This window comes from Paenibacillus rigui (assembly GCF_002234615.1).
Taxonomy (GTDB): domain Bacteria; phylum Bacillota; class Bacilli; order Paenibacillales; family NBRC-103111; genus Paenibacillus_S; species Paenibacillus_S rigui.
The window spans coordinates 457,003-482,203 of record NZ_NMQW01000002.1; the positions used below are offsets into that span (position 1 = coordinate 457,003).

Genomic DNA, 25,201 nt, shown 5'->3' on the forward strand with positions numbered 1-25,201 from the left:
GGTGCGGCAACAAACGACCCTTCCATAATCATCCTTCTAACGATAAAAATCCCCGTATCTCCACGAAAAGGATATACAATCCACTTATTTCTCCCGAATGATGCCAAATTCAGCCAAATGTAAACCCTTTCAATAAATCAAGGATAAACGGCTTCGCTATCTCTCCAGATGGCATGCGTTTATCAAGGTAGACGAAGGTTGTGAAACTTATACTTTCTTATCAACCCATGAAAAACGGTTGTCCGCCTTGGGACAACCGTTCACAGGATTCATTGTAAAACTGTCATATCAACCAAAATATTTCAACAATTTGTCGTGCTTGGCTTGCAGTTCTTTGAGATCTACCTGCATCTCCAGCGCATCCAATTGGCCTTGAGCATACTCCTTGAGCTCGGTTTGCAGCTGCTCGGACAAAACACGGTACCAGTTCTGCAGCTGTACCCGATAGGCCTCCTCGAGCCGATTCGCCTGCTGGTCCGCATAGCTGCCTAACGGCTCGTGCAAACGGGCCTCCAGCTCGGTACGCATCGTCTGCTTCCCTTCGCCTTCAAAGAAATGCTTCGCATTTTTGTAAAAGCCTGCGAGCCATTTGCCTGTTACGGCATCCGTCGTGAACATTTCAGATGCATCCGGTGTCTCAAAAGAAGCCGGCTCGTAACGCGAAGGCTCGAAATCGGCTAAATCGCCATCAATGGCTTGAACCCACTGCTCTCTGCGTTTCTTGGCCGTCTTATGGATTGAATTCTCGACCCGTAACGTTGTTGCCAGCACTTCCTGAGAAAGATCGAACGAAATCATCCGGCGCAAATCGTCCCATGCTTCTTGAATAAGTGTCTTTGTGTCTTTCCCCTCTTCGCGAAACACAGCCGGGTTGAAGGCCAAGTTAAACAGCTCACCGAAGCGGTAAACGGAGCGCTGCTTCACGTAGTACAAGAGCTCGTCGATTTCTTTGCGAAGCTCTCGCTCCTCCGGAGCGGTCGATATGCCGCCAAGCATAGTAATGGCCTCGGACAATGACTTCCGCAAAGATGCGGCGCGGCTCTTGCGCTCCGATTCATCCGCTTGCGCACTGGCGATCCAGCGCTTCAACACATCGGCAGCACGGGCCAGATCGGACTCACCGGACCGTATCGCAATCTCCGTCAGCTCTTCAATCGAGAACCGGACAAAATCCTGCTCGAACTGAGCAATACCGGATGCCTGCACCGTCTCTTCCGAAGCAGCCAGCTTGCCTTCCAAGGCGTAATAACTGGATAACGGGTAAATACGCGGCTTCCGTATTCCATGCTGCTGAAGATTGGCTTGAACGTGGTCTACAACCCCTTGCAGCTCCTCTTCTGAGGATGCAAGATCCGCTGCGTTGACGATAAAGAACATTTTATCGAGTTCGAAGCTGTCTTTTACACGTCCGAGCTGCAGCAAAAACTCTTTATCCGCATGTGAAAAGGCATGGTTGTAATAGGTTACGAACAAAATCGCATCCGCATTTTTAATATAGTTAAACGCGACGCCTGTATGGCGGGCATTAATGGAGTCGGCACCCGGCGTATCCACCAGTACAATCCCTTGATCTGTCAAAGGATTCGAATAATACAGCTCAATCAGATCGACAAAGCAGGATTTGGATTCATCTGCGGCATACAGAGCAAACTGCTCGGTATCCACCTTGAGCTCGGTGCCGATGACATCTTTAACTGCGCTCCAGCCCCGTTCCACCGCTTTTAAGAATGTGTAGTGCGGTTTGCCCTTGGGAGAAACCTGCTCCGCCGATAAGCGGCGTATCGCCGCAAGTCCCTGCTCCATGTCGTTTACGGAGATGCCCAGCACCTCCAGCGAGTAACGGACGTCGTCTACGAGCCGGTCGAGACTTTTCATTCGAATTTTGGCCGTACCATGCGGCCACCCGTTCTCTGGCTCAGGCGGCATGATTTTGTTAATTGCCGCCGTTGTCGGGTTCGGCGACACGGGAAGCACCCTTTCACCGATCAGTGCGTTGGCAAACGACGATTTGCCGGCACTGAAGGCGCCGAACAGCGCGATCGTGAAGCGGTTGTTCGTCAGCCGCTCCGCCTTCTCCTGCAGGGAGCGGCAAATGCTTTGCAGCTGCGCGAGCCCCGCCAGCTCCGCTGCGCCTGCGGCGAGCTGGCCCGCCGCTTCGCGCAAGCGGGCGCGGTGCGCGCCCTGCGCGAGCGGCGCGGCGCCCGTGCGCGGCGCACGGCCTGCGGCCGCAGCCACCGCGGCAAGCGCCTCGCGTGCGGCGTCGGCGCTCAGGGCCGCGCTGTCGCCGGCCTGCGGCGCAGCTGCGCGCGGCGTGCCGGGGCCTGCGGCCGCAGGGTCCGGCAGCGCCGGCACCGGCGCAGGCACGGCCGCAAGCGGCGCCTGCAACGCAGCCGCATAGGCGGCCTCCGCCGCCGCGAGCCGCTCAAGCTCGCGCAGGCTGCCGAGGCGCGACTGCAGTGCGTCGAGCTGGGCGCGGTAGCCCGCCAGCTCGGGCTGGCGTGCCGCTGCGAGCGCGTCAGAGAGCGCGTCGATCAGCTCGAACGCAAGCTTGCGGTAGCGCAGCTTGACTTCCCCAGCCACCTGCTTCATATAATTCAGCGTGTAGTCACCGCCAAAACCAGCCGATGTACTAACCTGCTCGGCAAGCCATTGCGGCTCTATCTCCAGATGGAGCCTCTCTACTTGCTCCCTTACCGTATCCGCAGCCACTTGAGAGTAGTCGTCCATCGCCTTACTCAAAGCCTGCTGCAAATGCCGTTCAATCTGTGTCGCCAGCTGTCCGGCGAAATCATTATGAAAAGCGGTTAGCCTGCGTTCCACTTCTTTGGCCGTTTTCGCGGCAGCGGCAAAAAATCCAACTTTAAAGCCCGGCTTCCGGCTTTGCAAATAGTCATGTGCGAGATCACGGGTAACCGCCGGTGTAATATTGGCGTTATCCAGCAGGGCAGCCGTCTCCTTGCGCAGCTCGGCCCGCAAAGCTTCCGGCTCTCCCTCGGAACGAGCCAGCGCATCACTCAGCTCCGCCCACTGCTGCTGGGCAGATTCTGCCCCTTCATCAGCCTCCAGGGCGGCACGCAGCTGCTCCTTGACAGCATCGTTGCGTTCGGCCATCTTCTCCGCATGCGCCTGTGCCAAATGCTTTGCCGACTTTTCCAAACTAAGCTCGGTTAGAGACTCCCGAATATCGATAAGCCTTTTTAACAGCCAATCCAGCTTCTCCCACTCACTGTGCGGGTGATTCGGCACCTTGACCGAAGTATAAATAATACCGTTAGGTTGAATATGCCAGTTGCCGAACGCTTCCCGAACACCAGCCTGATAAGCATCGAAGGAAAGCTCCTGATCGCGATGCTTATCTACCTGGTTTATCAGCAGGTAAAGCGGCTTGCCCCATTCCTGCATTTTTTTCGTAAACGCAAAATTGATTTCCGATTGGACATGATTATAATCCATAACATAGAACACCACGTCCGCCAGATGCAGCGCCGACTCTGTGGCCAGATGATGCGCATCATCCGTTGAATCGATTCCCGGGGTGTCCAAAAGGATCGTATGGTCCCCAAGTAACGGGATCGGATAGCTTAATTCGATCGTTTCGATATCTTCCCCGTTCCTCGCGTATGCGGGAAGCTCCTCTAAGGCTACTCTTTGCACCTTAGGAGCTTCTCCTTCTTTCTGAACTCGATGAATTACCTCTGCCCCCGCTTCACCATCGCGGATACTGACGATATTAGCGCTCGTCGGAATCGGACTTGACGGGAGAAGCATGTGCCCGCACAGCTTGTTGACCAAGCTCGTCTTTCCTGCGGAGAAATGACCGCAAAAAGCAATATACAAGCTGCCCTTCTCCGCCTTTTGCAGCAGCTGCTTCAATTTGGCGCTGTTCTCAGCATCACCTGACTCTACGACTTTCTGCCGTAGTGAGCGGATGACGTCTACCATTGTTTCCTCAAGTAAGCTAGTCTGGTTCATTCCCTTTTCTCCCCATACACACTGTATAAATAGCTTCTAGATTAACCTTTGAACACAAAAAAAACCGAATCGCTTCGGCTTTTAGTGTACCACACTTTCATTCACTGGAATGAAAATTTCGAACAAATTGCGGTGCTGCAATATCGTAATGTCTTTATCCTTGACTTTCATAACGACAACCTCAGGCTTCGTTTTCATTTTATCCAAGTAATTTTCAGGCACATCCCCAGATTCCATCACGGTTACGCCTTCAACTTGAGTTTCTTCATTTTCCGCCAATGGCGTTTCCAGCACTTTCTCATAAATATCGGAGAAAACCTCAAAATCGTTTGTGTACACGGAAATGCATTTCATGTCGATCCCATCCTTATTGTTTGCTGTGGTAATGTTTGCTACTGTATAGGTTTCCTACGACTACCGGATTTCATACGTTTTTTTCCTTCACGGCATGATTCCGCCAGCGGACATCCGTCACATTGCGGATTTTGAGCCTTGCAATGATAACGTCCGAAAAATATAAGCCGATGATGCGTATCCGTCCATTCCTCCCGCGGAACCAGCTTCATGAGCTTCTTTTCCACTTCCAGCACAGAATCCTTCAACAACGCTATGCCCAAACGCTTCGAAACGCGTTCCACATGAGTATCTACTGCGATTGCAGGGACCCCGAAAGCGTTGGATACGACGACATTGGCGGTCTTCCGGCCCACACCAGGCAGCTCTACGAGTTGTTCATGCTGCTCCGGGATGTTACCGTCATACTTGTCCAATATGATAGCGCACAAGGCCTGAATGTTTTTGGCTTTATTCCGGTAGAGTCCGATCCGGCGTATATCCTGCTCCAATTCTTCCAACGGTACGGCAAGATAGTCTTCCGGCCGCCTGTATTTTTGAAACAAGGAAGCTGTCACTTTGTTCACCGTTTCATCCGTACACTGTGCTGACAACAGAACAGCAATAGTAAGTTCAAAAGGATTGGAATGATTCAGCTCACAATGGGCATCCGGAAACATACCGGCAATGGTATCAAGTATGCTGCGAACCTGCTTCTTGTTCATCAGTACAAGCATCCTTTTTTTCAAGTAGTATAAATTTCAGTTTAACGAATCCCTTACAAGGAATCAATGACTTTACTTGACAAAATCCGAACTTTTCACGAATTCCGCCAATATTTTTTCACCCCTTCTACTTGATAAGAAACAAAAGCCGCCCAATCGGCTTGAGAAGAAACTCCCCTTACCTTTTAGACGGCAGATGGCTTCAAAATGTTACCCCAAATCAGGTGTGGAAAAAATTATTTTTCAATTTCGATAATTTTATCATCCAACACATACAACGTGACTTCGTCATTTTCAACAAAGCTGCTTACCGCCACTGGAGTCGTTCCCTGGTGTATGTAAGCTTTGGCATACAAATTATAATTCGTCTTGTCGCCGGCTGTATTCGGCTTCATCTGCAATCGATTCAATACATTGTCATAGCCTGCCACAGTCCTTTTGGATGCAGCTGCAATCGAAATGATCATCTTATCGCCCGCATTGACGATTTCGACACGGTCATTCGATTTGATATTGCCCAGCACGGCCGAGCTTGTGCCGTTCTGCTTCACGGTAAACTGCTTCCCGACGGAGAACGCCTGAACGGTTCCCGCATAATCCTGTACAGTCACAATACCTTTGGCGCTATCCACATTCGTAACTTTACCATGAACTGTGTTCAGCAGCTCCACGCTGTTAAGGGTAATTCCTGTATAAGCGACCTTGACATAATCGTCAACCGCAATGTCCGTAAAGGCATGGGTTGATTTGCCAGGGTTCACAATTCTCTCATCGGTCGCAATGCTGAATTTCAAGGTTGCACCATTCTCATCCTGCACTTCCAACTCTCTGGCGGACGTGTCTGTACGCAACACTTTGTACACCGCTGTTTTCTTCACGGAAACCATGTTGATGACATCCTGATCACGGTTCATTTCACCGACAACGAGATCGCCCACCTGCAAGTCGCTCAGCTTTGAGCCGGACTTGGAGAAAATATTGACGGTAGCCCCGCTTACAACATTAAATGTAATATTTTGTCCGCCGTTCGTACGAATCGTAATTTGATTTGCCGTAGCGTTTACCTGGGATACCGTACCGACAGCTTGCGTTGACAGCTTCACGCTCAGGACCTTATCCGTTGAAACCTTTAGGTCCACCTTGGTCCCTTTGGTCCGCATAAACTTGCTCTCAAAATCGTCAAGCTCCACAGGAATATCCCATGAGCTGATTGCTGTAGACGTTGTTAATTTGTAAGCAAATCCTTTTCCGTCTGTCAGCGTACCGTACAGCTGCTTCTTCGTCGCATCGTAATAATCGATCGTAGCAAAGGACTGCTCAACAATGGAACGGCTCGTTACAGTTGCTTTCACCACTTTGTTGTTGACTAAATCCAGCTGAAGCATATCTCCGACTTCCAGATCCAATACACCTGCTGTGGCCAGACCTTCAATGGAAACGGAAGCATTATCCGCAATATAATAGGCACCCAGGCTGCCATCGGATTTCGTGATGGTAATCGTCTTGGTATCTTCCTTCGTATCCGTCATCAGCGTACCTTGAACCGTAGCCCCGATGTCGGCTTGCTTGGTGATCGTAACAGCTGTCACTTCATTCGCCTTCACCGTGTACTTCACGGTGTCTCCGACTCTGATTTTGGACAAATCACCTGCTGTACCATCCGGTAGCGTGACAGCTACCCGTGCTGCGAACGGATACGTTTCGTTTTGTGTTGTGGATTGCTCCAGGAAAGTGATCGTATTATCCTGATCCTGGATAGTGGCTACGCTGCCTTCGGCCGTTTTGCTGACAGGTACCTGCTTTACGATAATTTTGGAGTACTTGGCGCCAGGAATAAGCAAGTTCCGTTTTAACACAATCATGCTTCCCGGTTGAATCGAGCTTAGGCTCAAGCCCCGGCCATCCTTATCCGTTACGGCAACATTGGCTTCAAGATCCTTCAACGATTCTTCTCCGCCTTGAGTGATGTCTACAAGCATTTTATCTACGTAAACCTTGTTTAACGTTCCCTCGAGCGTCTCCATTTGCTCTGCATCGTTCGTTAATTCAATATATGTAACATTGCCCTGCTCCTGAATCACGTAGACCTCGTTCGTTTCTTTCAATGAACTGGCTGGAATACGGCTGTCATCCTTCGCATTGTAAATCACAACATCCGTTGCAACGGTATACTGGCTGCCTTTGCCTTCCTTGGACAGAAGCGTTAGCTTCCGGTCCTTCAGCTCCATCAAATATCCGATCGTGACACGGTCAGAGCGAGTCGTCAGCTCTTTATCCGCACGGCTGAGAAAAGTAGCCATTTGGGCACGCGTTACGTTCCCTTTCGGCTGAAAATTGTTGTCGTCCACGCCATTGACAATCTTCAGACTTACAGCAGCATTAATGTAACCGACAGCCCAGGAAGACATATCCTTCGCATCACTGAAAATGGATGGATCGGCATTTTTCAAATTCGCCAAATCCTGCTTATCGATGGCCCGGATCACCAGCTTAGCCACCCATTCCCTTGTGGCTGGACGGGAGCCCCACGAGCTTTTGGAAGTCCCCGTTCCATCGGACTCTTCTTTCACATTAATCAATTCCTTATCAAACGCATACGCTACGTACGGCTTGGCATAGCTGTCAACGGAAACAGGCAGAATGGTTTCGGATTTGTTTTTCAGCGCTTCGGATTCAAGACCCATCATACGGATGGCCATAATGATAACGTCCTGCTGGGATACTTGGGTATCCGGGCTGAATTTACCTTTATCAACCCCTTGAATAATTCCAAGTGCGGCCAGCTTTGTAATATGCTTTAACGCCCAGTGCTGAGCTGGAACATCCGTAAACCGGGAGCTCGTATCCGTGACTGAAGTCGTATTGATTGGAGTGGTTGGATTGGTGCTTGAATTCGCCGTTGATTCGGCAGCGTAGGCTGGGCTGCTCATAAGTACGGATAAAGCGATGATGCCTGCGGCCATTTTTTTGCTATTCTTATGTTTGTAAGACATGCGTCGGTTCCTCCCGGTGTTCTTGGTAAATGATCAATAACAAATTATGAGTTTCTTTGAATAGGGTGAGGAAGATCCATGTGCCCCATCAAGCTTTCAACTGCCTTGCCGTCCAATAATACATCAAAGCTATCAATCTCTGAAAATTGGAATAATGTTTTTTTCAAAGCTTCCAGAAGTAGAGCTTCCCCACCTGAGCCCAAGCGGGATTCCGGGGACATGGAAACGTCTACAGTCAGCGTCTTATCCTTCAGTACGACCGAACGGACCGTGAAGCCTTGCAGTAAGGCCAGCTGTTTAGGATCAGGTGACGTGCCAAGAGCCTTCAATGCTTCTGAATACTTTTCGTCTTCTTGTTTGTAACGAATGGAAACTTCCTTTTCCACAAGCTTTTCACCATTCTCGTCCCCGAAATAAGCTTTGATTTTCATTTGCTTGCTTTCATTTACGGGTTGGCTTGTGGATGATGACGCTGGTTGTGAACCTGTCGTCTGTTCCTGCTTGGGTGCTGTTTGTCCATGAGACGTTTGATCCGGTGTTTTGGCTTGTCCGCAGGCCGATAGCAATGCAATGAGCGTCATACTGATGACTGTTATTTGGAGTCGTCTTTTTTGCATCGTTATCTCCTCCTTAATCGATGTTCAACTGTTTTTTGATCCCGGCAACGATGGAAGCGGCAACGCGATTTTGGAATTGTTCCTGGTACATTGCTTCTTCATCCGATCTGTTGGATAAGAACCCGATCTCGAGCAATAGAGATGGCATGGTGGTATTTTTGATAACATAGAAATTGTTCTGCTTCACCTTACGGTCCGTAAATCCCGTTGCAGGGATCAGGACATCATGCATAATATTGGCGAAATCCAGGCTTTGCTCCGTGTAATAATACGTTTCCGTTCCGGAAATGGATTCTTTTCCTGCCGAGTTTCCGTGGATCGATACGAACAAATCGGCTTTCATTTCGTTAGCGAACGCGGTTCTGCCCGATAATTCAATAAAATCATCGGTATCCCGGGTCATTTGCGGGTCGATTCTTGGTTCCTGCTCCAGCAGCTTGTACACCTTCATGCCTAGCGAAAGAACAAAATCCTTCTCATAGCGCTTCGTCACTGAAACGGCTCCCGTATCTTTGCCTCCATGTCCAGGGTCAATAACAACCTTGAACTTGTCCTGCTTCGCTGTAAGCTTCCATGCTAACAATGTCGAGTCGGATGAAGGCTTAACAGAAGTCGGCTTCAAATCTAGCTTTTGAGATGAATCTATTATTATTCTAACGATAGAGGATTCTTTTGAAAATAGCAAATAACGTATTTGGGACACTTTCTCGTTATTTTCTTTCACTACTCCCTCGCCTTTGGAGTTCAGCTTCAGAGCCGGATCCAGCTTGCTGTTAGGGAGGTCAATAATAATCTGGTTCGTATTTGCAGCCGGGGTTACATTCACCTCCGGCTTCTGTTGTCCGTTCGTTTGAACCGAAAGCACATCTCCATCAAGAGAAATGGATTTGATCGTTGCAACGGCTGCTTCCGGCTGATTCCCCGTATCTTTAGGCGAATCCGTTACTTCTGCCGCCGGCTTGTCATTGGTGTTCGAAGCTTCTTTCTCCTGCTGATACAAAAATACGGAACGGGTAAGCTCGTCCCAGGTTACTTTGACACCCAGCTGTTCACTAACAAAGCGCACCGGGAGTAAAGTATTTCCGTCGGTCAATTGAGGTGCTGCTTCAAGCTGTGTTTTCTTATTGTTAACTACCGCTTCGTTCTTATCAATATACAATTGAATGGTAACATCGTCTTTGACTACGGTGACTTTACGGCTCTTTTCTTCCCACTGTACCTTGGAGCCGAGTGTTTCGGCAATAATCCGGATCGGCACCAGCGTATTCCCCTTAACGATGCGGGGAGGCACTTCAGCAGCCAATTGCTTGCCGTTCATAAACAAATGAATGGGCGACTCCGCGGCAAAAGTCATGACAGGAAACGATAACAAAGAAATGAGCAGCATGGATATCAACGTAGTTATAACTCTCATCATACACCTCAGCTTATATAATATAAAATCATAGGTTTCGGGATCGCTTTCATAAATAAAGGCTTAAAATGGCGAATCATACCATATAATAGACGTCTTAACCGGCGAAAAGTTGCGGGAAAACGACAAAAAAGCCCAAAATGACAGGCGTTTCCCGTCATTTCAGGCTAAGATTCAAGAACTAAGCTATTTGCATACGTGATTGTTCCAGCAGTTCACGGAACTGATCTCCGGAGAGAACTTCTTCTTTCACCAGGATGTGCAGTGACTGTTCGAAAACCGGTCTGTGCTGTTCCAGCATCCTTCTTGTGCTCTCCGTCAACTGTTCCAAAATCTTCGCATTTTCCTTCATCAGCTCTTCCTTAGTTACCATTTGCCGATCAATAATGCCCAAATCCGTTAATCCGGAATCCATCATCGTCCCTACCAGGTTAAGAGCCTGTTCAAAGTCGTTGCGCGATCCTGTGCTTCGGCCTCCATAAAACATCTCTTCCGCGACCGAACCGCCTAAAGCGATCATAATTTGATGCTCAATGTGCTCCTTCGTGTACAGGTATTGATCCTGCTGAGGATTATGACGCACGTAGCCTAACGCTTGTCCACGAGGGCTTAAAGCGACCTGCGAAACGGAGCCCGGTCGTACGGTTTCGGCTGCGATAGCATGTCCCAGCTCATGCAGAGCAACACGATCCCGTTCTTCCTTCGTCGATTCGCGGTCTGTCTTCTCACCCATCATTACCTTGTCAACAGCTTGAGACAAATGTCTTTGCTCAATAAACGGCGTTTCATCACGCATTGCGTAGATTGCGGCTTCGTTCATTACGCTCTCCAGCTGTGCGCCCGAGAAATGGAACGTTTCCTCGGCAATCGACTCCAATTGGGCATCTGCTGCTAGGGGCTTGTTCTTCGCATGAATGTTCAAAATATGAAGGCGGCCTTTTTTATCAGGCAAATCCACCTCGATATGACGGTCAAAACGCCCCGGGCGCAGCAATGCGCTGTCCAGCATTTCTTTACGGTTTGTTGCGGCCATAATCAAAACCCGAGGGCTATCCGCCGTATGAATCCCATCCATTTCCGTTAACAGCTGGTTCAGCGTCTGATCGTATTCACGATGCTGCCCGCCGTCCCTTTTACCGCCGATGACGTCGATTTCATCAATAAAAATAATCGCACTCTCTTTATTTTCTTTAACCGCACGTGTGCGTGCTTCTTTAAACATATCCCGAATCCGGCTGGCACCTACACCAACATACATTTCGACAAATTCACTGCCGGAAGCGGCCATGAATACCGAATTCGTGTAATGTGCCGCTGCCTTGGCCATCAAAGTTTTGCCCGTTCCCGGAGGGCCTGTGAGCAAAATCCCTTTGAGCGGACGAATGCCCAGCTTCTTGATCTCTTCATGCTTGATCAGAAAATCAAGTGCTTCTTTCAACTCATTCTTTGCGCGATGCTGCCCGCCGATATCATCAAAGGTCAAATAGCTGGGCGACTGACTGCGTGCCTTGCGGTCGGAGCCCCCAAAGCCGCCGCCTGCTGTACGCGCACGGTTCATATAGAACAAAGAACCTAAAATAATCGCCATAAAAAGAATGGGAACAACGTTTACTCCGATAAAATAAAGGAATACTAAAAGAACCGGAACCGAGCCAATGGCAATTTCCTTATAGATCTTACTCATTAGGCCACACCCCTATTTTATCAGGCGTACGCGGCAGCATGACATATTTGCTTTGAGCTCCGTCACTCATCGTCACGTATACAAACTTATCGTCCATTTCCGTCGATACCTTTAGATTCGAATTGGCTGCACGCGCCTGAAGAGTAGTCGGTATCTGGGAATATTTCTTCGTTTCCATAGCTTGTGCTACATCAAACAATGCGGAGGACCACCAGGCATCCAGCTGTTCGGAAGAGTCGCTATCCACTTTAAGCTTCAGCTTTTTCTGCCCGATTACGGATGAGCCGTCCTTCTGAATACGGTCATATATTTCACGCAAGCTGGCACCAGGCTTCAGCTTCAATTCAATCGTCGTTTCCGTACTTGTAATTTTCGTGTCGACCAGCTCTACGACTCCCGGGGTGCTAGTCACTACGGAAGCCAGTGGATTCTCCATGGCAACACTTTGGTAAACGAAATAACCGCCGAATAATACCGTCGCCGAGATTACAACACTCAAAGAGATAGGCAAGAGACGTAACTTCATGCTAACGTCCCCCTTTCTATAGTATATCATCTGTAATATATAAATAGTATATCACATGATATATACTCAATGTGGATGTAATCTGTGGTAAATCGGTCATTGAATGCTTAATCGGTACGTATCCAGCATAGCTCCGTCTTTAAAAGAATAGTAATCGTAATAATACCGCTCACCGGCCGCATCGTCTTTTACTTTATAGAACACTTCCCAGACCAGCGTTCCGTTCAACACCCCGGGCATCATCCGAACGATATCCGCATCCGCTTGATGAGCAAGCACAGCCGCCTTCACTTGCTCGGCATTAACCCCGTCAGAGGCCATCTGTGAATAGATGACGTCTTCCGCCACCCAGACAATCATCTTTTGCCCAATCTTGTTTTCACCTTGAATAATAGTAAACGGCTTGTCTCCGACGAAGCGGTCCACTTTGTCCGCTTTGGTTAAAATCGTTTTCTGATAAGCGGTTTGAACCGCATTGCGTTGTATCTGCCATTCCTTCTCATGTACGGCATTGAAGAAGCGTACGCCAAAAAACAAAAGAAGAGCAGCTGCAGCGACCGCCGCAACCGCAATTTTAATTTTCATGAAAGCCCATCCTCTACTTTCTGTGCTTATTGGCCGGTAAGCCGTTCAAAGCAGCGCTGTGCCTCGTACAACACTTTTTCTTCATCTAATGTAAGGCATTCGCTGTTCTTGACGATCTGTTTCCCTTCGACCCAAACGTCCGTTACATCTTTCGCCGATGCGGAGTACACCACATGAGAAATATAGTTCGTTTTCGGGAAAAAGTGAGGCTGATCAATATCGAGTGCGATAAAGTCCGCCTTCATGCCAGGCTGCAAAGCACCGACCTGTTCAAGCCAGATCGATTGCGCACCTTCCAACGTCCCCATCCGCAAAGCAGCTTCAGCCGGAACCGCTACAGGATCTCCAGTCACACCCTTATGAATCAAGGCGGCCAGTCGCATTTCTTCGAACATATCCAGATTGTTGTTGCTTGCAGGTCCGTCCGTTCCTAGCGAAACCTTAATGCCTTCCTTTAGTAACTCGGGAACCCGCGCCACGCCGCTAGCCAGCTTCAAATTGCTGCCGGGATTGTGAGACACGCGGACATCATATTTTTTCAAAATTTGAATTTCTTCGTCGGTTAAATGAACGGCATGCGCCACAAGCGTGGGTCTTGTAAACATGCCAAGCTTCTCCAAGTGGGCAACAGGTCTTGAGCCGTATTGCTCGAAATTTTCCTGAACCTCCCTTGCCGTTTCCGACATATGAGTATGCATCGGGAGCTGCAAATCGTGAGCCGCCTGCACGAAGCGCTCAATAAAATCAGGCGGGCAAGTATAAGGAGCATGTGGGGACATCAACGTTGTAATCCGTCCGCCTGCTTTATTGTGCCAATCTTTGGCAAACTGTACAGCCTCGGCCAGCTTCGCATCCTGCACATCCGGAGGACACAGTCCGATTGCACCGCGCGTTAGTACGCCCCGCATTCCGCTTTGCTCCACTGCCAGGGCGACTTCATTCATATGGTCATACATATCGACCACAGCCGTCGTTCCGCCCTTAATCATTTCCAATATTGAGAGCTCCGTACCGACACGTACATCATGAGCGGTAAATTTGCCTTCGATCGGCCACATTTTTTCCTGAAGCCATACCTGCAGAGCCAAATCGTCTCCATAGCCTCTAAGCAGCGACATGGCCGCATGACCGTGGGTGTTCACCAGTCCCGGCATAAACAGCTTGTGCTTCCCATTGATATGCTCGTCATATTGTTCCAGCGGCAGAGGCGCGTGCTCACCGATATATGTAATTTGATTGTCCTCCCACACCATGCAGCCGCGAACAATCGGTTGAACCTCATTTAATGTAATAAAAGTACCGTTAGTGATAATTGTTTTTTTCACTTTCCATTCCTTCCTTTCTCTTACCTGACATTAAATTTTACTGTACATCTTCATCTTATATAAATCAAGTAAGCACAAGACCTCCATTAGTGTCGTACTTACATAATCAACCTTTCATGAACTTCATTTGAAATGGATAAACTATGATTGCAATCCAGCTACAGGATGTGTTATTTTTAATTTTGTGTTAAATTTCACGATCCGTTTTTCAATAACCGATGCTCATTGTGAATTTATCGTTAAGATACTTTAAGGGGGCTGTTTCATGCTTTTCGCTAAAAAAAATGATACCGACTTTCTTCTCTTGCTGATTAAAGCTTCGGAAAACACGCTGCATGCGGCACAAATGTTCCGTAATGCCGTGATGGGAGATCAACCGCCTGCGGCATTTTATCCACAGCTGAAGGATCTGGAAAACAAGGGGGATCAAATTACGCATCAAATTTTCAAAGGCTTGAACAAAGTATTTATCACCCCGTTGGATCGTGAAGATATTATGGAGCTTGCTTCCAAGGTGGATGACGTCATTGACGGAATTGAAGCAACCATCGCTCGCTTCGATTATTTGAATATTACGATGAGCGATAAATATATGAAAGAATTTTCCGCAGTAATCGTAGCCAGCTGCCAGCATATCCTGGATGCCTTCAAGCTGCTTGCCAAAAAGAAATACATACAAATTACCGAGCATACGGTACAAATCAACAGCCTCGAAAATGAAGCCGACCGTCTGATGCGCGAAGGTATTCGGGAAATTTTCACGAATCCGAAAGATCCTTATCATGATTTCAAAATTAAGGAGCTGTATGAAAGGCTTGAACAAACGACAGACGCCTGTGAAGATGTAGCCAATATTTTGGAAAGCGTCGTTTTGCGTTATTCGTAAGCTGGTTCATACCCGTAGGAGGAAATTATGCTAACCCTTTTGTTCATCGTCGTCGGACTGGCTCTGCTGTTTGATTTTATCAACGGCTTTCACGATACGGCTAATGCCATTGCAACATCCATTTCCACTAGGGCTTTAACTCCTAGGTTCGCTGTTTTTTATGCAGCGGTATTGAATTTCATCGGAGCTGTTTATTCTTCTGGGGTCGCGAAGACGGTCGGAGGTAAAGTGGCCAATCCGGCTACCATCGATCACGGCGTGGAAATCGTTATTGCCACTCTGATTACGGCTATTATATGGAATCTCCTAACATGGCTCTATGGTATTCCGTCCTCGTCCTCTCATACACTGATTGGGTCACTGGCGGGTGCGGTTATCTCAGGTGCGGGATTCAATGCTGTGAATTGGGCCGGGTTCAAAGAAATTATATTGATTCTGGTGCTATCTCCCATCGTTGCCTTTGCAACGGGCTTTATTTTGATGTGGATTATCCGACAGCTGATTATTGTGAGTGGCAATCATTCCAGGTCCCGGTTGAACCGTTTGTTCCGTTTCTTTCAAATTTTCTCGGCTGGTTTACTCTCCTTGTCTCATGGCGGTAATGATGCCCAGAAGGCTATGGGGATCATCGTATTCGGCCTTGTCTCCTTAGGGTATCAAACCAATCTGGACGTCCCTATGTGGGTTAAAGTAGCAGCTGCAACCGCAATGGGCCTAGGTACTTCCGTCGGTGGAATGCGAATCATCAAAACCATGAGTAAGAAGCTTATGAAAATCGAACCGATTAACGGCTTTGCTTCGGACTTGAACTCGTCCATCGTTATTCAAACGTCGACTGCATTAGGTATGCCGTTGTCAACGACACATGTTATTTCCTCATCGATCATAGGCACCGGCTCTGTCATGAGATTTCATGATGTAAAATGGGCAACGGTGACCAAGATGGTCATGACCTGGGTTATTACGATACCCATCAGTATGGTGCTCGCTTTCCTGATATACAAAATTGTATTTCAGTTTACTTCTTAACCAGTATGGTTGTCCAGCTTCGCAAATGCGACAAAAGCCTGCATTCCTTCAAGGATTGCAGGCTTTTTTTTGTGAGGAAATCTAATCCAAATAATAGGCAAGACTTTGGAGCTCGGTTGTAAAGTCCGCATGATGGACTCTGACCTCGTTCGGCACTTTTATAATCATCGGCGCAAAATTCAGGATCGCTTCCACTCCGGCGCTTACAAATTCGTTAGCTACGTTTTGCGCTTCGGCAGCCGGAACCGTGATGATCCCGATCCGCACATGTAAGGATTCAATCGTTTCCTTTAAATCACGCATTGGCTTGACATGCAGATTGTTGATCGATTCTCCAATTTTGGACTCATGAGCATCAAAAACAGCTACAATCTTCATATTATCTTTCAAATACGCGTTATAGTTGCACAAGGCTCTGCCTAGGTTCCCCGCGCCTACCAAAGCTACGGGGATCAGCTTATCCAATTTGAGAATTTGGCGAATTTTCTCTATCAGGTAATCGACATCGTACCCGATCCCTTTTTTGCCGAATTCCCCAAAATAAGCTAAGTCTTTACGAATTTGAGCCGGGTTCAAGTCCAGCTTTTGCCCGAGATCCTGAGAAGACACTGTATGCACACTTTTTTTGCTCAATTCATTCAGAAATCTAAGATATACCGGAAGCCTGCGAACTACCGCTTCGGATATTTTCAGCGTCTTCATTCCCCGTTTTCCCCCATCCACTGCTTAATTCGCGGAACCAACTGATTGGTTGGCATATGCTCAATCTTCGGTCCGGGCAGTGAGTACAAAAAGTATTTCCCGTACGTCGTATCAATCACTCGGGTATCGTATATAATAACAATCCCCTTGTCTTTCGCTGTTCGAACAAGCCTGCCGAACCCTTGCTTGAACCGAATCACCGCTTGCGGCACCGATAGCTTCATGAAAGGATTCTGGTTCAGCTTCTTGAGCTTTTCCGTCTTCGCCTCTACCAACGGATGGTTCGGCGGTTGAAACGGCAGTCTCACGATAGCAAGGCAAGTCAGCGCATCGCCGGGAATGTCGACTCCCTCCCAGAAGCTGCTCGTACCTAAAAGCACGCACGAGCTGCTGTTCTGAAACAGCCTGGTGAGCTTGCTGCGGTTGCTGCTGTCTACCCCCTGCCCCAGTACCTGCATGCCAAATGGCGACAAACGGTCCTTCAGGCTGCCGTGAACCAGCTTCAGCATCCGGTTAGACGTAAACAATACGAGCATGCGACCCTTCGTTTCCAATGCCACCTCGGCCAAGGATTGCGTCAAATGCTCCAGAAACTGCTTCTCGCCCGCATTCCCTCGAATGCTTGGAAAGTCCCTCGGAATCGCAACTAATGCCTGCTGACGATAATTAAAGGGCGATGGCAGCTGGACGGTTTTCAGCTTTGCTTCTTCCTCTTTTGCTCCCGTTTCCAGACCCAGCTGCTCACATGTATAATCGAACGATTTGCCGACCGACAACGTAGCCGAGGTCATGATAATACTATCCTTCACATCAAAAAAGTGCTGCTGCAGCATCGGACTTACATCTATGGGGACACTCACAAGCTGCAGTGATTTGCTCTTGTTAAACTGACCTGCTTCCAGCCAATATACGTAGTTATCATCAGGCATCGTCATGAAAAAGTGGAGATTGTCCCGATGACGGTACAATTCCTTCACGGTCCCGGTAATATCGGTTAAGATCCCTTGAAGGTCAAGCTCATCCTGCATTTCTTTCATTTCAGAGAGCAGCTTATCCAGCTTTTTAAGCACTTCGCTTGTCAGCAGGAATATGCTGTCCTCCAGTACCAACAGCTTATCCCAGCCTTGAGGCTGATCGTCCTTCTTAATCCGGAATACCAGCTGCCCGCCCTCCATTGAGGTTGGATCCGCTTTTGAAGCTAACAGCTGATACAGCACCTCCGCCAGCTCATCCCACCGTTCCTTGATCTCAACGAGCTTGGGTGTCAGGCCGTCAATCGTATGACTCCAGCCTTGAACCCGCTCGGATTCATCCCGCTGAAGCCGGGCTCTAAGCGACATTAGCTGTCCGCTGCGGCTATCCTTGAAGAGCCACCACAACGTACCTACGAATGCACCGTAGAACAGCTCAATACCCAAATGCTTGCTTGCCACTTCCTCAAAGTGGTGCGCTTCATCAATAACCAAATGCTTATAGTTTGGCAGCAGCCGATTCTCCGCTTTCGTATCCGTAAACAACATCGAGTGGTTTGTTATTACAACGTCGGCTGTGTTCGCCTCATGGCGTGCACGGTGATAGAAGCATTTTTTAAACCATGGGCACGCCCGATTCAAGCAGGAATCCGTATCGCTTGCGACCGTATGCCAGAACGAAACCCCTTTATTGCCAAAATGCAGCTCCTCTTCGTCCCCATGCTTCGTTTCGCTCAGCCAAACGACCATCTGACCGGCAGTAATCCGGTCTTCCTTTCCGTGCTCGAAGTCCTGCATATTCATCTTTTGCTCAAATTTACGCAAGCATAGATAATGACTGCGTCCCTTTAGCACCGAGGCTTTGAAATCGACCGGAAACAGATCGTGAAGCAGGGGAATATCCCGCTCTCGGATTTGCTCCTGCAAATTGATGGTGTGCGTGCTGACGAGCACCTTCTTGTCTTTCTTCAGCCCGTAATATAAAGACGGAATCAAGTAACCGAGCGATTTTCCTGTCCCGGTTCCCGCCTCAATCATCAGATGCTGGTCATGCTCGAACGCAGCCTCAACCTCATTCAGCATCCGAACCTGTGCCTCACGGTCTTCATAAGAAGCAAAGCGCTGCCGGAGTACAGCCTTCAATTGTTCATAAAATGCAGCAAAGTCTTCCGGAAGGGCTTTGATTTCCCCATCTTCCCGAACCGGCTCTTCCTCGCCCCAATCCTCTACATTCAATTCAAACTGGCGAAAAAACTGACCGCTCTCGTCCGCTGTTCCGAAGGATTCCTTATACAGCCTCATCTCTTGTATAAACCAGCCGAAATCAGACAAGGATTCATCAAAAATAATCGTTAACCGCTGCAGCGTAAGCAAGGATAGGCCCTGAAACCGCTCTAAACAACGAAGCCAAATAAGTGCCGTTGCTTCTGCATCACTATCAGCCTGGTGAGGCCGCTCATGAGGAATGCTGAAGGCATGCGATACCATACTTAGCTGCAAGCTTGACAAAGAAGGGAATAACACGCGAAGCGAATCCATTGTATCCAATACTTTTCCGTCAAAAGGGAAGTACCCGTTCTCATCCAGCGCACGCTGCAAAAATCCTAAATCAAAAGCAATATTATGTCCGACAAGCACGCTGTCCTGCAGCAGCGGAACCATCTCGGCAATGACGGTATCCAGCTCCGGAGCATCCTTGACCATGTCATCGTCTATGCCCGTTAAGGTTGTTATAGAAGAAGGTATACCAATCCCAGGATTTACCAGGGAAGTATACCTGTCTGTTATTTGATCGTCCATTATTATAACGAGGCCAACCTGAATAATGCGGTCCGTAGACTGGCTCCCGGTCGTTTCAAAATCTAAAACCGCGAATTTCATTACCCGTATGTCAATCCCTTCATACCCACTCTCCTACTAAGCATACCAATACTCCAGGGAAAAGGGAATAGTAAACTTCATCCTTACGCTTCATTTTCTCACCGGGCTGTGGAAAAATTGAAGCTCTCCTTTCTTAGAGCAGCAGCATACTCCGGACTCCACAAGTGGCTGGACGCTGGACGGATCACTCCGAAAAGCCATGTTGAAATATTCCAGCGCCTTATCCATATTGTGTTTATATGCTTGAATGCAGCCCATTGCATTAAAAGAAATAGCCTTCATCTGATTATTGTTCGTAATTTGCGATAAAAAATGAAAATGACTGTAGCTTTCCGTTTCTTCTCCATTACGCAAGTAACTCATAGCCAGGTATACGCGTGCTAATGTAAATTCGGGATCATGACGGACCAAGGTAGAGAACTCTTTTATCGCTTCATCAAACATCAGCAGCTTGTAAAAGCCTTGTCCTCTGGCAAAATCTTCAGAATGCTTGCCTGCCAATTCGGGGTCCTGCACACTGTCTGCAAACAATGGATGATGTGTCTGATAAAAAGCAGCCAGCTTCTCTTCAAAAAGCAGCCATTCCTCGATAAACGTGTCGCTCATGGCTTTAAGTGCCTGCAGCTTCTCCTGAAGCTCTTTCTTGTCCGAACCCTTAGCCGTTGCGTACTGTGCACTCACTTCCCCGAGCATCTCGTTCATAGAAGCAAATAAATGTTTGAACATGTATGCACCTCACCTTAACCTGAGCATACACTCATTTTTCGCTCCCGGCGTGCTTTTCATTCGTTACATTACGGTGGAATGAATTTCTTCCTTCAGTACGCTGACTACTTGGTTATTCTCACCCATAATAGCAATTTGCGGATGGTGCTTTCGAGCTTCCTCATCGGTCAGCATGACGTAAGACAAAATAATAACCGTGTCTCCGACATGAACCATCCTCGCAGCAGCGCCATTCAGACAAATAACTCCGGACCCCCGGGGACCGGGAATAATATACGTTTCGAATCTGGCGCCGTTGTTGTTATTCACAATCTGTACCTTTTCATTCGGCAGCATATCGATCATATCAAGCAAGTCCTCATCAATGGTAATGCTTCCTACATAATTAAGATTAGCTTCCGTAACGGTGGCCCGGTGAATTTTGGATTTCAGCATCGTTCTGAACATGGGATGTCCCCCTTGAATTTAAAATGAAATGAGTGTGTTATCAATCAGCCTGGTTTTTCCGAATTTGACCGCCAGAGCAATAAGGACAGATGAAGCATCACGAAGTCTTGCTACGGGCTGGAGCGTCGGATAAGCGACAATCTCAACATAATCGATCTCTGCCAAAGGCGACTGCCGAATGTGCTCTATTATGGCCTTATGCAGCTCCGACACGTCAATGGCTCCTTTAGATTCTGCTACAAGTGACTCAGCCAATTTCAATGATGAAGATAGCACTAATGCCTGGCGCCGCTGCTCAGGCTCCAAGTACACATTTCGTGAGCTTAACGCAAGTCCGTCCGCTTCTCTCACGATAGGACAGGGGACAATTTGTACCGGAATATTCAGGTCCTGCACCATTTGTTGGATAACCGCTACTTGCTGCGCATCCTTTTGACCGAAATAGGCTGCATCCGGCTGTACCATATGGAACAGCTTGCTTACAACCGTAGCTACCCCGTCAAAATGACCCGGACGGGATTCCCCGCACAACCGCTCCGTCACACCAGAAACACTCACGACGGTTTGAGTAGGGGTAGGATACATTTCCTCCACGGAAGGCAAAAACACGATATCCGCCTTCTCCGCCTCGGCAAGGGCAAGATCGCGTTGTTCGTCTCTAGGGTATCTCGATAAATCCTCGTTCGGTCCGAACTGCAGCGGATTGACGAAGATACTCAATACAACCAAATCACACTGCTGGCGGGCTGCTCGAAGCAGACTTGCATGACCCTCATGCAAATACCCCATCGTCGGTACAAAACCGACCCGTAACGTGCTGTCTTTTGCTCTGGCTTGACGAATAGCAGCTCGAAGCTGTTGAATATGACGGATGACTTGCAGCTGATGTACCATTGGCATGGACTCTCGCTCCCCTTTGCATAAATGATTATTTTTTACTTCCGTATAAAAAATCAGCTACGTCTTCCTCCATCCGGAACGAATGCTCCGGCAGAGGGAACGAACGTCCCTTTACTTCATCCACGTACTGCTTCAAGCCTTCTCGAATCTGAGCTCCAATGTCGGCATACGTTTTGACAAATCGTTTAGGTGCAATATTGGAGCCGTAGCCTAAAGCGTCATGGAACACTAACACCTGACCATCACATTGTGGTCCGGCACCAATGCCGATCGTAGGAATCGACAAGGCTTCCGAAATATGCTGAGCCAGCTGCTCCGTTACCAGCTCCAGTACGATAGCGAACGCACCTGCTTTCTCCAGTGCCAAAGCGTCGTCGAGAAGCTTTTGTGCCTGCTCCGAATTTTTCCCTTGAATTTTGAAGCCCCCGATTTGGTGAATCGATTGCGGAGTCAAACCGATATGGCCCATGACCGGAATGCCCGCCTGGGTACAGGCCTCGACCGCGGCACAAATTTCTTGCCCGCCCTCCAGCTTAACAGCTTTGGCCAAGCCTTCCTGCATAATTCTTGCCGCATTGCGCAAGGTCAAATCCAGGCTGCCATGATAGGTCATAAACGGCATATCCGTAACGACGAAGGTAGAGGGAGCGCCGCGTACGACAGAGCGGGTATGATAAATCATATCTTCAATGGTTACAGGGATGGTTGAATCGTATCCGAGTACCACATTGCCCAGCGAGTCGCCGACGAGAATGACATCCACGCCCGCTTCCTCCGAAAGCATCGCAGAAGGGTAATCATAAGCCGTCATTACCGTAATCGGTGTTCCGTCCTGTTTCATTTTTTTCAGCTTCGAGGTCGTGGCCGGTTTTCTTGCTTGCATAGCAACACCTGCTTTCAATAAATTATGGTTAGCCTTAGTATAGACAAAAAAACCTTTTAGCCCACGAAAGCTAAAAGGTTCACATGTTAAATCCATCATATGATCCTTCTGTCTCGGTCCGTTAGGCTCAGAGCAGAATCCGACATATTCCAATTGGGATATTCAGTTCAGTTGGAAACGTTACATTCTAGATCTACAATGGGAGTACGATTCTTGTCAGATATCGCCTCGATTTTCATTATACCAAACTTTTCATCTAGGGGGAAGACATCAAATATCAATTTAGCTGGAGGCGCCAAACTCAATGTTACCGGAGTACCATTTGGTTAGTGACCCGTCCTCCTGCCGGACAATCAACGCCCCGGAATCGTCTATACCCACAGCGAAGCCTTCCTTTAAGCCTTGGGGGGACTGGGTCCGAACTGCTTTGTTCAATGAAACACTGAGCGCCTCCCAGAGCAGTTTGATGGGAGCAAAGCCTTGTTCATGATAAACTTTGTACAACGACTCCAGCTCCTGTAAAAAGTGTACAAGCAGCTCCGATCGATTGACTTCCTTCCCCGCTTCAATGGCTAAGGAGGTAGCTATTCCTCTGATCTCCTCAGGGTAATCCTCTGCTTGCAGATTAACACTAATGCCCACGCCGGCGATGACGTGATGCAGCTTCTCTTCCTCCGCGCTGGATTCGAGAAGAATGCCGCTGATTTTCTTCCCATCGATGAGAAGGTCGTTCGGCCATTTGATTCCTGCCGGCAATTGAGTGAGCTGGCGTATGGTTCGGCAAAGCGCCACGGCGACCAGCAAAGTAAGATGCGGTGTAAAGTGCAGTGGAATACGCGGCTTTAAAATCAAACTCATCCAAAGGCCCTTCCCTTTCGGGGAATGCCATTGGCGGCCCATTCTTCCACGTCCGGCCGTCTGCTTTTCTGCAATGATGAGTGTCCCCTCCACTCCACCTTCTTTAACCAGTGCATTCGCCGTATTATTCGTTGAATCCACCTCGTCAAAATAGCGAATATGGCGGCCGAAGGTCTCCGTCGTAAGCCGCGATGAAATATTCGGAATATCCAGCTTTTCCGGCTTGGATATCATACGATACCCTTTGCGGGAAACCGCTTCAAATACATAGCCTTCCTGTCGAAGACGCTCAATGTGCTTCCATATCGCAGTTCGACTGCAGCCTAATTTCACGCTTAATTGCTCGCCTGAGAGAAACTTGTCCGTATTTTCTTCAAATATTTGAAGCAATTGTTCATCCATTGTGCATGTACCGCTTTCCTGCAAATTTTACGCGGGTTCATTATATAGAACCCATCGTTTGGCTTCCTCAAGAAGTGGTTCCGTTTGATTCTCAATATGTCCCAGCGCCGTTTGTTCAAGCAAGTGCTGCAGAACAGCACTCATCCAGGGTCCGCCCTTACGATTCAAATGAATAAGTAAATCCTTGCCGGACAATTGCAGCTCGGAAAGCGATGTGATCTGCAGTTCTTCAAGCCAGTCAGCTCCGTTGGCAGCCAAAGACTCAAGTAATCCGCTTGGAAAAGACGGAAGCAGCGCTGCTGCACTATCCAAACAAATTAGGCTGTGCAATTCCCACATCGACTTCGTACCGTATTGCAGAGCAGCAAGCTTCCATGAACGCTCCAGGCTGTCACAGTTCTCATCTGCACCCTTATTATATATTACGGCCTGTTCTACTATATAAATGCTTGCAGCCACAATCCATACGATATCTTTGATCTGCTGCTTGGAAAAGGTCAGCCGCTTCAAATCTTCCTCTACACTGTCAGCATCGCCGGCAATCGTTAAATAAATAGCTGCCCAGCGGGCAGCAGGAGCAGCTATTTTCATTAAAGGATTCAGATCTGCAGTCGTCGCCTTTTCATGTGTCAGCTGTGCAAGTCTTAAAGGCTCTTTGGATTGCTGTAAAAGCCCACTTTCAATCAAAAGGCAAATCGCCCGGTGCGGCGCTGCCCCACCTATCATACGTTCGAGTTCCATCCGCACCCGTTCCATGGCAATATGCTTTAACAAAGGCGCGTGACTGCATAGGGAAGCCCATGTCTGTTCCTCAATTTGCAAGCCGTATTCGGAAGCGAAACGGATGCAGCGAAGCATTCGCAATGCATCCTCTTCAAATCGTTCATCCGGTACACCGACACAACGAAGAACCCCCAGACGCAGATCCTCCATCCCGTGGAACGGATCCATCAGCAAGCCGTCCGCGTCCAATGCCATTGCATTCATTGTAAAATCACGGCGGCGCAAATCCTCCAGCAAGCTGTCAATATAGTGCACTTCTGAAGGTCTGCGGTACTGCTCGTAGCCTTCCTCTTTGCGGAACGTCGTTACCTCGTAAGTAAACCCGTCTACGATGACGGTAACCGTCCCGTGCTGCAGTCCCGTGGGAATCGTACGGCTAAAGGTCTTCTGAACTTGTTCAGGACGTGCAGAAGTAGCGATGTCATAATCCTTCACCGGCCGCTGAAGCATTTTATCGCGAACACAACCGCCGACCAAATAAGCCTCATAGCCTTGCTGCTGCAGCGCGTGGAGCACCTTTACCGCTCCGTTTTCCAACGGTTCCTTCATGCCTTCCTCC

The 25,201-nt window shown here is 48.5% G+C and carries 20 protein-coding genes; 2 read left to right on the forward strand and 18 right to left on the reverse strand.

Translation table 11 applies throughout. From position 1 onward, the window contains the following. Positions 1-288: 288 nt before the first annotated feature. The 10 genes from CF651_RS02690 to CF651_RS02735 all read right to left on the reverse strand — a co-directional run bounded on the left by CF651_RS02690 (position 289) and on the right by CF651_RS02735 (position 14,174). Complete coding sequence (locus tag CF651_RS02690; RefSeq protein WP_094013267.1) at positions 289-3,972, reverse strand: dynamin family protein; 3,684 nt, start codon at positions 3,970-3,972, stop codon at positions 289-291. An 81-nt stretch (positions 3,973-4,053) separates the two neighbouring features. Further along, entirely contained in the window at positions 4,054-4,326 is a 273-nt protein-coding gene (locus tag CF651_RS02695) for an NAD/NADP transhydrogenase alpha subunit (RefSeq protein ID WP_094013268.1), read from the reverse strand. A gap of 38 nt (positions 4,327-4,364) precedes the next feature. Continuing rightward, complete coding sequence (gene nth / locus CF651_RS02700) at positions 4,365-5,030, reverse strand: endonuclease III (RefSeq protein ID WP_094013269.1); 666 nt, start codon at positions 5,028-5,030, stop codon at positions 4,365-4,367. 236 nt (positions 5,031-5,266) lie between these two features. After that, complete coding sequence (locus CF651_RS02705; protein ID WP_094013270.1) at positions 5,267-8,023, reverse strand: S-layer homology domain-containing protein; 2,757 nt, start codon at positions 8,021-8,023, stop codon at positions 5,267-5,269. Positions 8,024-8,067: 44 nt separating this feature from the next. Further along, on the reverse strand, positions 8,068-8,604 hold the full coding sequence (locus tag CF651_RS02710; protein WP_245855641.1) for a GerMN domain-containing protein: 537 nt from the start codon (positions 8,602-8,604) through the stop codon (positions 8,068-8,070). A gap of 49 nt (positions 8,605-8,653) precedes the next feature. Next, positions 8,654-10,057: an N-acetylmuramoyl-L-alanine amidase gene (locus tag CF651_RS02715; protein WP_245855642.1), complete on the reverse strand. Its 1,404-nt coding sequence runs from the start codon at positions 10,055-10,057 to the stop codon at positions 8,654-8,656. A gap of 178 nt (positions 10,058-10,235) precedes the next feature. Continuing rightward, positions 10,236-11,738 carry an AAA family ATPase gene (locus tag CF651_RS02720; RefSeq protein WP_094013273.1) on the reverse strand — a complete coding sequence of 501 codons (1,503 nt, stop codon included), beginning with the start codon at positions 11,736-11,738 and terminating at the stop codon, positions 10,236-10,238. Beyond that, a complete protein-coding gene (locus CF651_RS02725) occupies positions 11,731-12,264 on the reverse strand; it encodes a hypothetical protein (protein WP_094013274.1) in 534 nt (177 codons plus the stop codon). The genes CF651_RS02720 and CF651_RS02725 overlap by 8 nt, the downstream gene beginning before the upstream one ends. A gap of 96 nt (positions 12,265-12,360) precedes the next feature. After that, entirely contained in the window at positions 12,361-12,849 is a 489-nt protein-coding gene (locus CF651_RS02730; RefSeq protein ID WP_094013275.1) for a cell wall elongation regulator TseB-like domain-containing protein, read from the reverse strand. Positions 12,850-12,875: 26 nt separating this feature from the next. Next, positions 12,876-14,174 (reverse strand): amidohydrolase, encoded by a 1,299-nt coding sequence (locus tag CF651_RS02735; protein WP_094013276.1) that lies wholly within the window; start codon positions 14,172-14,174, stop codon positions 12,876-12,878. A gap of 265 nt (positions 14,175-14,439) precedes the next feature. On the opposite strand from CF651_RS02735, the gene CF651_RS02740 reads away from it, so the two are divergent. Beyond that, complete coding sequence (locus tag CF651_RS02740) at positions 14,440-15,060, forward strand: DUF47 domain-containing protein (protein ID WP_094013277.1); 621 nt, start codon at positions 14,440-14,442, stop codon at positions 15,058-15,060. 27 nt (positions 15,061-15,087) lie between these two features. Beyond that, positions 15,088-16,089 (forward strand): inorganic phosphate transporter, encoded by a 1,002-nt coding sequence (locus tag CF651_RS02745; RefSeq protein WP_094013278.1) that lies wholly within the window; start codon positions 15,088-15,090, stop codon positions 16,087-16,089. An 81-nt stretch (positions 16,090-16,170) separates the two neighbouring features. Here CF651_RS02745 and CF651_RS02750 read toward each other — a convergent pair whose 3' ends face one another. From CF651_RS02750 to CF651_RS02785, 8 genes are all read right to left on the reverse strand, one after another. Beyond that, positions 16,171-16,791 (reverse strand): redox-sensing transcriptional repressor Rex, encoded by a 621-nt coding sequence (locus CF651_RS02750; RefSeq protein WP_094013279.1) that lies wholly within the window; start codon positions 16,789-16,791, stop codon positions 16,171-16,173. Then, entirely contained in the window at positions 16,788-19,643 is a 2,856-nt protein-coding gene (dinG, locus tag CF651_RS02755) for an ATP-dependent DNA helicase DinG (protein WP_094013280.1), read from the reverse strand. Before dinG ends, CF651_RS02750 begins: the two co-directional genes overlap by 4 nt. 90 nt (positions 19,644-19,733) lie before the next feature. Then, positions 19,734-20,369, reverse strand: a complete 636-nt coding sequence (locus CF651_RS02760; RefSeq protein ID WP_094013281.1) for a hypothetical protein — start codon at positions 20,367-20,369, stop codon at positions 19,734-19,736. A gap of 63 nt (positions 20,370-20,432) precedes the next feature. Next, positions 20,433-20,816, reverse strand: coding sequence for an aspartate 1-decarboxylase (gene panD / locus CF651_RS02765; RefSeq protein ID WP_094013282.1), 384 nt, complete (start codon positions 20,814-20,816; stop codon positions 20,433-20,435). Positions 20,817-20,834: 18 nt separating this feature from the next. Next, positions 20,835-21,710, reverse strand: a complete 876-nt coding sequence (panC, locus tag CF651_RS02770) for a pantoate--beta-alanine ligase (protein ID WP_094013524.1) — start codon at positions 21,708-21,710, stop codon at positions 20,835-20,837. A 34-nt stretch (positions 21,711-21,744) separates the two neighbouring features. Beyond that, positions 21,745-22,599 carry a 3-methyl-2-oxobutanoate hydroxymethyltransferase gene (gene panB, locus CF651_RS02775; RefSeq protein WP_094013525.1) on the reverse strand — a complete coding sequence of 285 codons (855 nt, stop codon included), beginning with the start codon at positions 22,597-22,599 and terminating at the stop codon, positions 21,745-21,747. A gap of 282 nt (positions 22,600-22,881) precedes the next feature. Beyond that, positions 22,882-23,859 carry a biotin--[acetyl-CoA-carboxylase] ligase gene (locus CF651_RS02780; RefSeq protein ID WP_094013283.1) on the reverse strand — a complete coding sequence of 326 codons (978 nt, stop codon included), beginning with the start codon at positions 23,857-23,859 and terminating at the stop codon, positions 22,882-22,884. A gap of 27 nt (positions 23,860-23,886) precedes the next feature. Next, on the reverse strand, positions 23,887-25,191 hold the full coding sequence (locus CF651_RS02785) for a CCA tRNA nucleotidyltransferase (RefSeq protein WP_094013284.1): 1,305 nt from the start codon (positions 25,189-25,191) through the stop codon (positions 23,887-23,889). Positions 25,192-25,201 lie beyond the last annotated feature (10 nt).

Excerpts from the sequence above, each read along its gene's own strand:
- CF651_RS02715 (WP_245855642.1), bottom strand. The coding sequence starts at position 10,057 with ATGATGAGAGTTATAACTACGTTGATATCCATGCTGCTCATTTCTTTG.
- CF651_RS02750 (WP_094013279.1), bottom strand. The coding sequence starts at position 16,791 with ATGAAGACGCTGAAAATATCCGAAGCGGTAGTTCGCAGGCTTCCGGTA.
- CF651_RS02760 (WP_094013281.1), bottom strand. The coding sequence starts at position 20,369 with ATGTTCAAACATTTATTTGCTTCTATGAACGAGATGCTCGGGGAAGTG.
- CF651_RS02690 (WP_094013267.1), bottom strand. The coding sequence starts at position 3,972 with ATGAACCAGACTAGCTTACTTGAGGAAACAATGGTAGACGTCATCCGC.
- panB (WP_094013525.1), bottom strand. The coding sequence starts at position 22,599 with ATGCAAGCAAGAAAACCGGCCACGACCTCGAAGCTGAAAAAAATGAAA.
- nth (WP_094013269.1), bottom strand. The coding sequence starts at position 5,030 with ATGAACAAGAAGCAGGTTCGCAGCATACTTGATACCATTGCCGGTATG.
- panC (WP_094013524.1), bottom strand. The coding sequence starts at position 21,710 with ATGGTACATCAGCTGCAAGTCATCCGTCATATTCAACAGCTTCGAGCT.
- CF651_RS02705 (WP_094013270.1), bottom strand. The coding sequence starts at position 8,023 with ATGTCTTACAAACATAAGAATAGCAAAAAAATGGCCGCAGGCATCATC.
- CF651_RS02780 (WP_094013283.1), bottom strand. The coding sequence starts at position 23,859 with ATGGATGAACAATTGCTTCAAATATTTGAAGAAAATACGGACAAGTTT.
- CF651_RS02695 (WP_094013268.1), bottom strand. The coding sequence starts at position 4,326 with ATGAAATGCATTTCCGTGTACACAAACGATTTTGAGGTTTTCTCCGAT.
- CF651_RS02745 (WP_094013278.1), top strand. The coding sequence starts at position 15,088 with ATGCTAACCCTTTTGTTCATCGTCGTCGGACTGGCTCTGCTGTTTGAT.
- dinG (WP_094013280.1), bottom strand. The coding sequence starts at position 19,643 with ATGAAATTCGCGGTTTTAGATTTTGAAACGACCGGGAGCCAGTCTACG.
- CF651_RS02710 (WP_245855641.1), bottom strand. The coding sequence starts at position 8,604 with ATGACGCTCATTGCATTGCTATCGGCCTGCGGACAAGCCAAAACACCG.
- CF651_RS02725 (WP_094013274.1), bottom strand. The coding sequence starts at position 12,264 with ATGAAGTTACGTCTCTTGCCTATCTCTTTGAGTGTTGTAATCTCGGCG.
- panD (WP_094013282.1), bottom strand. The coding sequence starts at position 20,816 with ATGTTCAGAACGATGCTGAAATCCAAAATTCACCGGGCCACCGTTACG.
- CF651_RS02740 (WP_094013277.1), top strand. The coding sequence starts at position 14,440 with ATGCTTTTCGCTAAAAAAAATGATACCGACTTTCTTCTCTTGCTGATT.
- CF651_RS02785 (WP_094013284.1), bottom strand. The coding sequence starts at position 25,191 with ATGAAGGAACCGTTGGAAAACGGAGCGGTAAAGGTGCTCCACGCGCTG.
- CF651_RS02730 (WP_094013275.1), bottom strand. The coding sequence starts at position 12,849 with ATGAAAATTAAAATTGCGGTTGCGGCGGTCGCTGCAGCTGCTCTTCTT.
- CF651_RS02720 (WP_094013273.1), bottom strand. The coding sequence starts at position 11,738 with ATGAGTAAGATCTATAAGGAAATTGCCATTGGCTCGGTTCCGGTTCTT.